The sequence below is a fragment of the Mesorhizobium sp. C264A genome (genome assembly GCF_040324515.1).
Lineage (GTDB): Bacteria > Pseudomonadota > Alphaproteobacteria > Rhizobiales > Rhizobiaceae > Mesorhizobium.
On record NZ_JAMYVY010000001.1, the window covers coordinates 318,242 to 331,197 of the forward strand.

Annotated in this window: 11 protein-coding genes and 2 pseudogenes; 8 read left to right on the forward strand and 5 right to left on the reverse strand. The window is 62.6% G+C overall.

What is annotated here, in order from left to right; genetic code table 11:
• Positions 1–3: 3 nt before the first annotated feature.
• Positions 4–1,186: pseudogene (locus NKL04_RS01655) on the reverse strand (MFS transporter).
• A gap of 93 nt (positions 1,187–1,279) precedes the next feature.
• Positions 1,280–2,944, reverse strand: a complete 1,665-nt coding sequence (locus NKL04_RS01660) for a Na/Pi cotransporter family protein (protein ID WP_023691517.1) — start codon at positions 2,942–2,944, stop codon at positions 1,280–1,282.
• Between the two features lie 388 nt (positions 2,945–3,332).
• Here NKL04_RS01660 and NKL04_RS01665 point away from each other — a divergent pair, with 388 nt between their 5' ends.
• From NKL04_RS01665 to NKL04_RS01685, 5 genes are all read left to right on the forward strand, one after another.
• The gene (locus NKL04_RS01665; RefSeq protein WP_023672444.1) at positions 3,333–3,701 is read left to right on the forward strand and encodes an RcnB family protein; all 369 of its coding nucleotides are present in this window, start codon (positions 3,333–3,335) and stop codon (positions 3,699–3,701) included.
• 171 nt (positions 3,702–3,872) lie between these two features.
• Positions 3,873–5,813, forward strand: coding sequence for a DNA primase (gene dnaG, locus NKL04_RS01670; protein WP_023683795.1), 1,941 nt, complete (start codon positions 3,873–3,875; stop codon positions 5,811–5,813).
• A 412-nt stretch (positions 5,814–6,225) separates the two neighbouring features.
• Complete coding sequence (gene rpoD, locus NKL04_RS01675; RefSeq protein ID WP_023672446.1) at positions 6,226–8,250, forward strand: RNA polymerase sigma factor RpoD; 2,025 nt, start codon at positions 6,226–6,228, stop codon at positions 8,248–8,250.
• A 190-nt stretch (positions 8,251–8,440) separates the two neighbouring features.
• Positions 8,441–8,734: a GYD domain-containing protein gene (locus tag NKL04_RS01680; protein ID WP_023672447.1), complete on the forward strand. Its 294-nt coding sequence runs from the start codon at positions 8,441–8,443 to the stop codon at positions 8,732–8,734.
• A 69-nt stretch (positions 8,735–8,803) separates the two neighbouring features.
• Positions 8,804–9,184, forward strand: a complete 381-nt coding sequence (locus NKL04_RS01685) for a thiol-disulfide oxidoreductase DCC family protein (protein WP_023672448.1) — start codon at positions 8,804–8,806, stop codon at positions 9,182–9,184.
• Positions 9,185–9,228: 44 nt separating this feature from the next.
• On the opposite strand, the pseudogene NKL04_RS01690 reads toward NKL04_RS01685, so the two are convergent.
• A pseudogene (locus NKL04_RS01690) lies at positions 9,229–9,484 on the reverse strand (DUF2798 domain-containing protein).
• Positions 9,485–9,756: 272 nt separating this feature from the next.
• Here NKL04_RS01690 and NKL04_RS01695 point away from each other — a divergent pair.
• From NKL04_RS01695 to greA, 3 genes are all read left to right on the forward strand, one after another.
• Complete coding sequence (locus NKL04_RS01695) at positions 9,757–10,434, forward strand: PadR family transcriptional regulator (RefSeq protein WP_023689755.1); 678 nt, start codon at positions 9,757–9,759, stop codon at positions 10,432–10,434.
• A 101-nt stretch (positions 10,435–10,535) separates the two neighbouring features.
• Entirely contained in the window at positions 10,536–10,829 is a 294-nt protein-coding gene (locus NKL04_RS01700) for an HlyU family transcriptional regulator (RefSeq protein WP_023701148.1), read from the forward strand.
• Positions 10,830–10,930: 101 nt separating this feature from the next.
• Entirely contained in the window at positions 10,931–11,413 is a 483-nt protein-coding gene (gene greA / locus NKL04_RS01705) for a transcription elongation factor GreA (RefSeq protein ID WP_023701147.1), read from the forward strand.
• A gap of 47 nt (positions 11,414–11,460) precedes the next feature.
• On the opposite strand, the gene NKL04_RS01710 is transcribed toward greA, so the two are convergent.
• Positions 11,461–12,039 (reverse strand): hypothetical protein, encoded by a 579-nt coding sequence (locus NKL04_RS01710; RefSeq protein WP_245263542.1) that lies wholly within the window; start codon positions 12,037–12,039, stop codon positions 11,461–11,463.
• Positions 12,040–12,257: 218 nt separating this feature from the next.
• Entirely contained in the window at positions 12,258–12,893 is a 636-nt protein-coding gene (locus tag NKL04_RS01715) for an FMN-dependent NADH-azoreductase (RefSeq protein WP_023672454.1), read from the reverse strand.
• Positions 12,894–12,956 lie beyond the last annotated feature (63 nt).

Sequence of the window (12,956 nt, forward strand, 5' to 3'; positions counted from 1 at the left end):
ACGCTATTCGGCCGGTGCCGGCAGCGGCGGCGCTGCCCGGCTGCGCCCCTCCCAGATGTAGGAGGCAAGTGCCACCACCACCGCCACCAGCATGGCGGCAGCGCCCACAACCGGCAGGCTGCGATAGCCGTAGCCGGCATTGAGCATGGCAGCGCCCAGCGACGCGGCGAGCGCGATGCCGACATTGAAGCCGGAGGGGATGAGCGAGGAGGCGAGGTTGGAGGCGTCCGCCGTCCAGGCCAGGATGCGGGTCTGGATCGGCGTGCCTATGGCGAAGTTGAGGCCACCCCAGATAACGATGGCGATGACCATCGGCACGGGGTAGGGGCTGACGGCATAGATCACGCCCAACATCACCGCCTGCAGCGCAAGCATGGTGATCAGCGACGGCATCAGCTTCCAATCGGAAAGCTTGCCGCCGAGAAACACACCGACGGTGGCGCCGACGCCGTTGAGCAGCAGCACCCAGGGGATCAGGCTCTCGTCGAGATGGGTCACCTCAAGCAGTGTCGGGGTGATGTAGGTGAACAGGCCGAACTGGCCGATCATCAACGTCAGCATCAGGATCAGCGAGGTCCAGACTTGCTGGCGCGCCAGCACGCGAACCTCGCTGCCAAGACTGGGCGGATGGCCTTGATGCGCCTGTCGTGCGCGGCAAAAGCGCAGCCATGGCGGCAAAGGCTACCACGCCCAGCGCGCACATCACCCAGAAGGTGGCGCGCCAGCCCCAGAGATTGCCGATTGCGGTGCCGGCCGGCACGCCGATGACATTGGATACGGTGAGGCCGGAGAGGATCACAGCCACGGCCATGCCGCGCTTGTCCTCGGGCACGAGGCCGACAGCCACTACCATGGCGACGCCGAAATAGGCGCCGTGTGCGACGGCGACCGCAATGCGCAAGAGCAGCATCGAGGTAAAATCGGGCGCCAGCGCGCAAGCGGCCTGGCCGATGGTGAAGGCGACGGTCAGGCAAAGCAGCAGCGTCTTGCGGGAAATGCCCTTGGTGGCGAGCGCCAGCAATGGCCCACCAACGGCGATGCCGCCGGCGTAGCCGGAGACGAGATAGCCGGAAGTCGGGATCGAAACGCCAAGGCCGTCGGCCACTTGCGGCAATACACCGGCGATGACGAATTCGGTGGTGCCGAAAGCAAAGGCGGCAATGAACAGGGCAATGAGCGGGAGCATGGCGGAAGCGATCCTCGGATAAGGTCGCCTCAAACCATGGATGGGGTTCGTGGGCAATGCAGAAATTATCGACGCCGCTTTAGGTTTTCTTGATCAGCTTGCCTTCAACCGCGACCCACCCAGCAACCCGCGCTCTTCCAGCACCGGGTAGGCCATCGACGCCAGCAGCGAGTTGATCTGCTTCAGGTCGCGGATGGTGTCGAGGTGGATGGAACTTGTTTCGACGCTCTTGGCGGTGCCGTCGCGCAGGCGCACGAAATGGCTGGCGCTGGTTTCCTTTTCGCGGTCGCGCAGCCGGTCCTTTTCCAGCACCAGCTGGCGGGCGGTCTCAGGGTCGCGCGACACCAGCACGTTGAAAGCAAGCCTGGCATTGGCCAGCACCGAGGTGTGAAAGGCGAGCAGCTCGCTCCAGCCCTCGGGCGTGAACTCCAGCCCGCGCTCGAACTTCTTCTTCACATGCACCAGCATGTTGCGCACGATGATGTCGCCGACCTGCTCGAGCTTGACGCAGGCGCCTATCAGCTCCTGGCAGCGCAGCGCCTCGTCCTCTGTGAGCGAGTTCCTGGTCAATTTGGCCAGATAGAGCTTGATCGCCGCGTGCTTCCTGTCGACGCGGTCGTCAAGGGCGGCCAGCGCCTTGATCTTGTCGCCGTCGGCGCTTTCATACAGCTCGATGATGCGCTTGAGCATGATCTCGACCGTCTCGCAGACGCGCACCACCTCGCGGGTGGCGTTGGCCAGCGCCTGGCTCGGAACGTCGAGCGCGCCGTCGTTGAGGGCGGAGAGTTCGACCACATCGAGCTCTGTAGCCGGCGCTGGCTTGGTGCCCATTGCGACGATCTTCTCAGAGGCACGATAGATCAGGCTGGCAAGCGGCAGGCCGGCGAGCAGGATCAGCACATTGAACAGGATGTGGGCGTTGACGATCTGGTCGGGCACGGTGGCGCCGAGGAAGGCGACCGGCGGCTTCAGCGTCATGAACAGGATCAGCATCATCAGCGAGCCCATGCCGCGCATCAACAGATTGCCGATCGGCACGACGCGCACGCCAGGTTCGGCACTTCGGGTGAGCAGCGGCGCGATGATCGACGAGCCGAGATTGACGCCGAGCACCAGCACGATGCCGAGTTCGGGCGGGATGAAGCCGCGGCCGGCCAGCGTCACCATCAAAAGCACGGCGGCGATCGAGGAGTGGAAGAGCCAGGTAACGAGCGCGGCGAGCAGATAGGCGGTGACGTAGTCGCTGGAGAAATATTCGATGATGAGCGGCATCAGCGTGCTCTGCCGCAGCGGCTCCGACGCCTGGCCGATCATTTCCAGCGACAGTACCAGAAGGCCGATGCCGACCAGGATACGGCCGAACTGGCGCCAATCGCGCCGCTCGGTGGCCATGAACATGACCGTGCCGGCGACGAGGCAGATCGGCACCAGCAGCGTCAGATCGAAGGTCAAGAGCTTGACCACCAGCGCCGAGCCGATCTCGGCGCCGCGCACAGCCAATTGGCCCGACATGCCCGAGACGATGCCGGCGCCGGCGAAGGAGCCGACGAGAAGCGTGACGGCGGTCGAGCTCTGCAGCGCGATGGACAGGCCGCAGCCGGCCAGCACCGCCATGATCGGATTGCGCATGGTGGAGCGCAGCCGGTGACGCAGCACGTCGCCATAGGCGCGCTCGACGCCTGTCTTGACCATGCGGGTGGCAAACAGCATCAGCGCCACCGCGCCCGCCAGATGCAGCAGGACGACGGAGCCGCTCATTTCGAAACCCGCACGCAGACAGCTACCGCGACGCGGAGGGCGCGCAGTGCAGGGAGGAAAACGGGGCTGCGAATCATGGTCATGACAGTCTTGAACAATATCCGGAATATTTTAGCCGGGTAATAAAATCTTGTCGATTTCAAGAGCCGTCGCGGCGCGACAGGGCGTGTCGGAAAATGGACGGATGCGCAAATGGTTGCATGGCGGATCCCTGGTGATGGCAGCGGATCGTCCCGGTTTGCCGGACTCCCGGCAATCGCCTTTGCGATGATGTTCAAATATCCAGGATAAGCACCGGATTTCATTACGTAAATGTAATGCTAGTGTTCAGTTTCGGTTCATCCTTCGGGCGCTATTCCCTAGGCATCGACAACCAAGGAGCCCCGCTATGAAACGTGTTGTTCTTTCCGCCCTCGCTTTCTCGATGCTGGCCGCCACTTCGCTTACCGGCCAGGCCGCACCGGTGAACGCACCGGTCGCACCGCAGTCGAATTACACGCGGGTCGACTGGCAGAGGCCCGGCAAGCATGTCGATGTCAGGAAGCGCGTCGTGAAGAAGACGGTGGTCGTCAAGCGCAGCCATTGGCGCAATGGCCAGAAATATTCCAGCTGGAAGCGGCACCAGCCGATCCGCGATTATGGCCGCTATGGCCTGCATCGCCCCGGCCGCGGCCAGGAATGGATCCGCGTCGGCAACGACTATGTGCTGGTCAGCGTCCTGTCCGGCATCATCTTCGGCGCCATTGCCGCGCATTAAGCCCGGCCTCGCCGGCGCAATGCAGAGACTTGAAAGGAGGCGGCCCGAAACGGCCGCCTTTCTTTTGGCTGTAGAAACCGGGCTTTTTGGCTGTGGAAACCGGGTATGGTCCGCAATAAGGGTCGTCGGATTCCGCGAGCATGATTATATGAGGGACAAACGAGTTCCCCAATGCGCTTTCCGCCCGCCTTTCTCGATGAGATACGCGACCGTGTGCCGATTTCATCGGTCATCGGCCAGCGCGTCGCATGGGACAGGAAGAAGACCAACGCCTCGCGCGGCGACTATTGGGCCTGTTGTCCGTTCCATGGCGAAAAGAGCCCCTCCTTCCACTGCGAGGACAAGAAGGGCCGCTATCACTGTTTCGGCTGTTCGGTGTCGGGCGATCATTTCAAGTTCCTGACCGAGCTCGACGGATTAAGCTTTCCCGAAGCGGTCGAGAAGATCGCCGACATGGCCGGCGTGCCGATGCCGGTGCGCGACGAGCGGGAAGAACAGCGTGAGAAGGAACGCGCCAGTCTGACCGATGTCATGGAGATGGCGACTGCCTTCTTCCAGGAGCGGCTGCAAGGACCGGAGGGTGCAAAAGCCCGCGCCTATCTCAGGGATCGCGGGCTGACGCCGGCGACGCAGCAATCGTTCCGGCTGGGCTTTGCGCCCGACAGCCGCAATGCGCTGAAGGAACATCTTGCCGCCAAGGGTGTGCCCAAGGCCGACATCGAGGCCTGCGGGCTGGTGCGTCATGGCGACGACATCCCGGTCTCCTATGACTGGTTCCGCGATCGCATCATGTTCCCGATCCCGGATTCGCGCGGCAAGATCATCGCCTTTGGCGGCCGCGCACTGGCGCCCGATGCGCTGGCCAAATACATGAATTCGCCCGACACGGAGCTCTTCCACAAGGGCAACGTGCTCTACAATTTCGCCCGCGCCCGCAAAGCGCTGGCGAAAGGCGGCACGGTGATTGCCGTCGAAGGCTATATGGACGTGATTGCGCTGGCGCAGGCCGGCTTCGAGAATGCCGTGGCGCCGCTCGGCACCGCGCTCACCGAAAACCAACTCGAACTTCTGTGGCGCATGGCGCCTGAGCCGATGCTGTGCTTCGACGGCGACCAGGCCGGGCTGAAGGCGGCGTGGCGCGCCGCGGATCTCGCGCTGCCGTCGGTGCAGGCCGGGCGGTCGGTGCGCTTTGCGCTGTTGCCGGAGGGCAAGGATCCCGACGATCTGGTCAAGGCAGAAGGGCCGGACGCGTTTCGTGCCGTGCTGGCGGAAGCGCGGCCTCTCGCTGATTTGTTGTGGATGCGTGAGACATCCGGTGGCGTCTTCGACACGCCGGAGCGGCGGGCGGGGCTGACAAAGACGCTGCGCGAACTGACCAGCCGCATCCGCGATGAGAGCCAGCGCTACCACTACCAGCAGTGGATGCGCGAGCGGGAGCTGACCTTCTTCAGCGCCCAGCGCGAAGTGCGGCAAGGTCGCCAGGACTGGAAACCGGGGCAGGGCAAAACGCCCGCACCCGGCGGACAGTTCGCCAAAGGCAGCGGGGCAGGCGCGCGCGCCGCGATCACCGAAAGCCTCGGCCGCTCCGCCATGGTCAAACGCGGTGGCGAGATGATGTCGGTGCGCGAGGCGACGATCATCGTAGCCCTCGTCAACCATCCGGCGCTGATCGACGAGAACTTCGCCCATGTCGAGTTCCTCGATCTCGCCAACACCGATCTGCAGCGGCTGCACGCCGCCATCCTCGATGCGATGGCGCACGACATGGCCAATGACCGTAGCGCGGTGATCGCCACCATCGAACGTGCCGGCTGCAGCGATATCTGGGGGCGCGCCGTGGCGCTCATCCAACGGGCCAGGCAATGGCCCGCGCTGGAAACCGCAGCGCTTGACGATGCCCGCGACGCCTTCAACCAGGCGCTGCACTTGCAGCGCAGCGCGCGCACCTTACATAAGGAGCTGAAACAGGCGGAAGCAGCGCTCGCCAGCGATCCCACTGACGAAAACTACCGGCACCTCATCGAGATTCAGGCGCAATTCCGTGATGTACAAGCAACGGAAGCGCTGATCGAAGGCTTCGGTGTATCCTCGGGCAGGGGTGGGCGCGTCTAGGTCGAAACCTGCGCAAGAATGAATGTTGTACGTGCTGCGCGTCGAATCGACGCCTCTAAGTCGGGTAATTGATTCGCTTTTTTGATGCGAATCATGCGAGAGGCGCTTGACCTTCTGGCAGAATGACGGAATCAGGACGATTCGAAACCTTAACCCGCGCCGGCGTCGATGGAAATGCACTGACGCGAGGTGCTGATCACTGGACAGGCTGTCAGCCTGCCACAGATATCAGGGTTAATCTGGACTTAATGCATATCGCCCAAAAGTGAAAACCGGTTTTGGGGGCACGATATGAACAAACAAAAGAGTTGATTCGGTTACCGGCCCGGTTAAGCGCCACCAGCGCATGTAGTTTGACCGGTGCGGCAGCTACGCGGCTTCGATGCTCGGCCGCTAGGAGAAGATAAAGACTATGGCGACAAAGGAAAAGGAAGAGGTCGAGACCGAACGTGAAGGCGCCACCGATGGGCCTCTGCTCGACCTTTCCGATGATGCTGTCAAGAAGATGATCAAGGCCGCCAAGAAGCGCGGCTATGTGACTCTCGACGAACTGAACGCGGTGCTGCCGTCGGAAGAGACCGATCCGGATCGCATCGAAGACATCAATGCGATGCTGTCCGACATGGGCATCAACGTGGTCGAGGACGACGATCAGAGCGAGGAGCCCGAGGCCGCCGACAGCAATGCCGACGCCGAGGAAGACGCCAACGAACTGGCCGAGCAGACCGGCACCGCCGTCGCCGCCACGACCACCAAGAAAGAGCCGACCGACCGCACCGATGACCCGGTGCGCATGTATCTGCGCGAGATGGGCTCGGTCGAGCTCCTGTCGCGCGAGGGCGAAATCGCGATCGCCAAGCGCATCGAGGCCGGCCGCGAGACGATGATCGCGGGCCTCTGCGAAAGCCCGCTGACCTTCCAGGCCATCATCATCTGGCGTGACGAGCTCAACGAATCCAAGATCCTGCTGCGCGAGATCATCGACCTCGAAGCCACCTATGCCGGCCCCGAAGCCAAGCAGGCGCCGGTGGTCGAGCGCATCGAGGAGGCGCCCAAGGCCGAGGACAAGCCGAGGCGTGGACGCGACGAGGAAGACGACATCACCAATGTCGGCGCCGACACGCGCGGCCTGGTCGATGACGACGAGGAAGACGAGGACGAGGCGAGCCTGTCGCTGGCGGCGATGGAAGCGGAGCTGCGCCCGCAGGTGATGGAGACGCTCGACGTCATCGCCGACACCTACAAGAAGCTGCGCAAGCTGCAGGACCAGCAGGTCGAGAACCGTCTGGCCGCGACCGGCACGCTGTCGCCAAGCCAGGACCGCCGCCTGAAGGAGCTGAAGGACCAGCTGATCAAGGCGGTGAAGTCGCTGTCGCTCAACACGGCGCGCATCGAGGCGCTGGTCGAGCAGCTCTACGACATCAACAAGCGGCTGGTGCAGAACGAAGGCAAGCTGCTGCGCCTGGCCGAAAGCTATGGCGTGCGCCGCGAGGAGTTCCTCAAGGAATATCAGGGCTCCGAGCTCGACCCGAACTGGACGCGCTCGATCGGCAACCTGACCTCGCGCGGTTGGAAGGAATTCACCAAGAACGAGAAAGACGCGATCAAGGATCTGCGTTCGGAAATCCAGAACCTCGCAACCGAGACGGCGATCTCAATCCTGGAATTCCGCAAGATCGTCAACCAGGTGCAGAAGGGCGAGCGCGAAGCCGCGATCGCCAAGAAGGAAATGGTCGAGGCCAATCTGCGCCTCGTCATCTCCATCGCCAAGAAATATACCAATCGCGGCCTGCAGTTCCTCGACCTGATCCAGGAAGGCAATATCGGCTTGATGAAGGCGGTCGACAAATTCGAATACCGCCGCGGCTACAAGTTCTCGACCTACGCGACATGGTGGATCCGGCAGGCGATCACGCGTTCGATCGCCGACCAGGCGCGCACCATCCGCATCCCGGTGCACATGATCGAAACGATCAACAAGATCGTGCGCACGTCGCGCCAGATGCTGCATGAAATCGGCCGCGAGCCGACGCCGGAGGAACTGGCAGAAAAGCTCGCAATGCCGCTCGAAAAAGTGCGCAAGGTCTTGAAGATCGCCAAGGAGCCGATCTCGCTCGAAACCCCTGTGGGTGACGAAGAGGATTCGCATCTGGGCGATTTCATCGAGGACAAGATGGCGATCCTGCCGATCGATGCGGCGATCCAGGCCAATCTGCGCGAGACCACCACGCGGGTGCTCGCCTCGCTGACGCCGCGCGAGGAGCGGGTGCTGCGCATGCGCTTCGGCATCGGCATGAACACCGACCACACGCTGGAAGAAGTCGGCCAGCAGTTTTCGGTCACGCGCGAGCGTATCCGCCAGATCGAAGCCAAGGCGCTGCGCAAGCTCAAGCACCCGAGCCGGAGCCGCAAGCTGAGGAGCTTCCTCGACAGTTGATACCGGCAACAGACCAGCATTCGAAAAGGGCGCCGATGGCGCCCTTTTTGTTGCCGGGTGAAGGCTCTTGTCGCCCATCTCCGTCGGGAGGATACTTGCCTGGTCGGATGCATGTTCTGGGCGAAAAACCGGATGTCCGCCCCGGCTGATGTCCTCAGCCGTGCTCCGTGGCGCCGGAGGGAGGTGTGTGATGACAACCTACATCCTGCTGATGAACTGGACGGAACAGGGCGCCAGAAATATCCGAGAGTCGCCGAAGCGGCTCGATGCCGCCAAGAAGCAACTGGCCGACATGGGCGGCTCGTTCAAGGCGTTTTACCTGACTATGGGCGAATACGACATGGTGGCGATTATCGAGGCGCCCGACGATGCTGTGCTTGCTCGTTTCGCCCTGATGCTGGCAACGGGTGGCAGCGTCAAGACGCGAACGCTCAAGGCTTTCCCGGAATTTGCCTATCGCGAGATCGTCACTTCGCTTGGATAGCGCTGGGCGCGGGTCCGTGCGGCTCGGCGTCATATTGCGGGGCCGTGCCGTCAGGGTGATAGTCGCGCCATGTCCAAGCCTGCGCTGACCGTCTGGTACAACACACGCTGCCCGGTTTGCGATGGCGGCATCACCCGGCAGAAACGGCGGCTGATCGAGGCGATCAAGGCCGGGCGGATCGAATTCCGCGACATCAACCTCGAACCGGCGGCGCTCTCTGGCTACAGCGCCTCGCTGGAGGACATACGCCGCCGGCTGCATGCCACCGATGCCGAAGGCAGGCTGCTGGTCGGCGCCGATGTCGCGGTTGCCGTCTGGCGGGCGACGCCGGGCGACGGCTGGCTGGCGACGCTCTTCGGCAATCCGGTCGCGCTGCCGCTGACGCGCTTGGCCTATGATCGTTTCGCCGATCTTCTCTATGTCTGGAACCGGCGCAAGGGCCGCTGGTAGCGAGGCAAGGCCCGAAGAATCTGCGGGCCTTACCGTCATGGGCGTTACCGGGACGCCGGCTCGCAAAGCCAGCCGACAATGCGGCGCACCGCCGGCAGCACCATGAGCAACGTTGGGAACTACCAGCCAGGACAGGCCCCAGGCAGTGAGCCAGACAGCCGGCAAATCAGGTTGCAGTCCAAGGCTTTTCAGCGTCGATATGAACGAGACTATGAAGGTCATCAGCAGCGACAGCACCAGCGGACTGACGATCGCGGCATAGCGCGCCGGCAGCTTGCCGCGCTTACGGGTCGTGGTCATTTTTGGATTTTCCTGAAACATCCGGTCCGTCGCATTTGGCATCCATTGCGCCGGGTTTCCGGCGGAACTGCCCGGAAAGACCGGGGTGGATGCGTTGCTTGACGTCAGACGCTTACGGAGAGGTTTTGGCCCTCACGCGCTTTCTAGCTGCCGGCGGCGGCGAAATCAACCTTCTGGCGCCGCCTTTAGATACATCGTAAGATATATCTTGACTCGTCGGCGGGGCAAGCCTAATTAAGATGTATCGTAAGATATAACTCAAGGAGCAATTCATGCACAGACATCATCCCTTTGGCGAGCGCGCCGAGCGCGCATTCCTGCACATGGCAGGCAAATTTGGTGGAAGAGGGGGCAGCGGCTTTGGTCCGTTCGGCCACGGCGGACGTGGCGGTGGACGCGGCGGCCCGGGCGACATGTTTCGCGCCGGGCGCATGCTGGCCGACGGCGATCTCAAGCTGATCACGCTGTCGCTGCTGGCCGAGGCGCCTCGCCACGGCTACGACATCATCAAGGCGCTGGAAGAGCGCACCAGCGGCATCTACAGCCCGAGCCCGGGCGTCGTCTATCCGACGCTGACCTTCCTGGAAGAGGCCGGCTATGCGGCTTCAGCCGCCGACGGCAACAAGAAGGTGTTTTCGATCACCGAGGCGGGCCAGGCGCATCTCGCCGAGAACCGCGAGATGATCGACGGCGTGCTGGAGCATCTCGAGCGCTTCGGCCGCAAGATGGCGAAAGCGCGGGACTGGTTCGGCTGGAACGACGACGGCGAGGAAGGCGGACGGCGTGGTGGACGGGGTCGCTCGGATGCCCGCGAGGAGTTCCGCGCCGTGCGCCACCGGCTGCGTGCCGCGCTCGGCGATCTCGTCGACGCGCCGGCTGAAAAGCAGGCCGAGGCGATTGCAGTCCTGGAAGCCGCCGCTGAAGCCCTGGAAGCGCTATCGCGCGGTTGACCCCTGGCGAGAACGCTTGCCCGTTCGACTGAGGAACGGTACTGAAAATCATCCTGCACCGCGAGACGTGGTGCAGGATGATTGCCGTTGGAGGAAGCCCCATGTCTTTTCTGAAGCGTCTTTTCGGTGGTGGCGGTGAGGGGGGCGAGCCCAAGAGCGCAGCACCGGCAAAGCAGGTTGAGCACAAGGGATTTTTGATCAGCGCCACGCCCTACAAGGCGGAGGGGGGCCAATACCAGACCTGCGGCGTGGTTTCGAAGGAAGTCGACGGCGTGATGAAGGAACACAAATTCATCCGCGCCGATCGCTTTGCCGGACTGGGCGACGCCGTCGACATCTCGATCAAGAAGGGCATGCAACTGGTCGACGAGCAAGGCGAGAGGATGTTCGGGTAAGGGCCGAACTGGTCGAGGCGCCGAACATAGGTTTTGCGCCGGTCATCCGTCGCCAGAATCTCGAATAACGGCAGTGGGCGGCAAGCAGAAAGTATCGACAATTGAGCGTAGCGTTTGCCAAGGAGGAAAGCGCCGAGGCAGCATCGGAAACCATCCTGCCGGCTCGCCCTGTCTCCGATTGGGTCAACCTTGTCACGGAAGCGGGCCTCAAGACGCTGCAGGTTGAATTGACTCGCGCCCAGCAAGCTCTCGAGGCCGCTAGCGTGCTGGAAGATGTCAATGAGCGGCGACGCCAGTCAGCGGTTCCGGTTCGAGATATGCGTTACTATGCCGAGCGCGTCCGTACGGCACAGCTTATGCCGGTGCCCACCTCTAATGAGGTGATCGCCTTCGGGCACACCGTTACCTTCAAACGTGATGATGGCCGCACTCAGACCTTCCGCATCGTCGGAGAGGATGAGGCCAACCCGTCTGAAGCTTCCATATCGCATGGTTCGCCGGTTGCCATCGCGCTGACCGGAAAAACCGTTGGCGACTTTGTCCAGCTAGGGCCGCGCGAACTTGAGATCCTGTCCATTTCCTAGGACGCAGGTATGATGCGCGACCGAGGCCGGTGCACCTTGAGACGTGATCAGATGCCCGCAATTGCCAAAAGCCAAGCCAGGATGTCGAGCAGCAGAAAAACCAGCGCAATCTGCAACGCCAGCCGGAGCCGCTGGATAATTCGCCAGTTGCCGGCCATGTCCGCCTTGATCCGAAGGGCAAGCGCGCGGCGCATGGCCGACATTGTCGTCGGCCTGTCGCTGTCGACATATTGATCAAGCAGATCTTCCGGATCGAAGCGGAATGTATATTGGTGATAGGGCCAAAGCATGAAGACGATCAGCCCGCCGATGCCGAACAACAGGGCCACTGCGGTCCAATCCCAAAGCCCAAGCCCGTTGGAAAGCGCCGCACCGCCGAGTAGCGAGTTGGCAAATGCGGTGGCCAAGACAAGGCTGCCGGCGCGGGTGCTCATGTTCTCCACAAGCGTCTGCTGTTGAGTGAGACCTCTCACCGCCTCCTGATAGATGAACGCGAGACGCGGATCGTCGTCGGCAACAGCGCTTGCGACAATTCCGTTGTTCTCTCCTCCACTCGGACATTCGGCCATAAGTTGCCTCTCTGTTTTGACAGGGTTGCACGAGTTTAGCCCGATCCGTCGGTGCAAAAACAGATTGGCCGTGGACCAACGGCAAATCCGATGGCGATGCCGGGGGCTCCAAGCCTATGAGGGCCAGCTGATGAACGGGCAAGAATAGTTGGCAGCCATCGAAAACCCCGCCACGAACACCACGCCATCTGCCGGTGGACCCTGCTCTCGGCCCCGGACAGCAAGAAGGCAGGCGCCGAAGCGCCTGCCTTTTCAATGCGAATGACGGGGTGTGCTTACGCGGCGATTTGCGCGCTCGCGGTCTTGGCCACCACGGCATCGACCTTGGCGGTCGCATTGGCGAGCGCGGCGGTCACGGCGTCGGGACCCATGCCGACGCCTTCGATCCGGATGACGTCGACGTCGGTCATGCCGAGAAAGCCGAGCACGCCGCGCAGATAGGGGATGGCGTGATCGAACTGCACGGCCGCACCTTCGGAATAGATGCCGCCCGAGGCGAGTACGATATAGACCTTCTTGCCGGTGACGAGGCCCTTGGGACCACCCTCGCCATAAGAGAAGCTCTTGCCGGAGCGGGAGATGTGATCGACCCAGGACTTCAGGGTCGAGGAGATGTTGAAGTTGATGAAGCCGGTGGCCAGGATCACGGTGTCGGCTGCGAACAGTTCGTCAAGCACGATGTCGGAGACGCCGACGACTTCGGCCTGGCGCGGCGTGCGGGCTTCAACGGGGGTGTAGATGCCGGTCGCATAATCGGTGTCGATATGCGGCAGCGGGTTGGCCACGAGGTCGCGTACGACGAGCGTATTCGACGGGTCGGCGGCGACGAGCTTTTCAGCGAATTCGGTAGCGATACGGGTCGAGTGCGAGGCAGCGCCGCGCGGGCTCGAGGTTACAAGCAGGATAGACATAGCGGTTCTCTCCAGTGGGAATTGATTTCTCCCGCCTGATATGGGCCTACCGACCCATTCAAA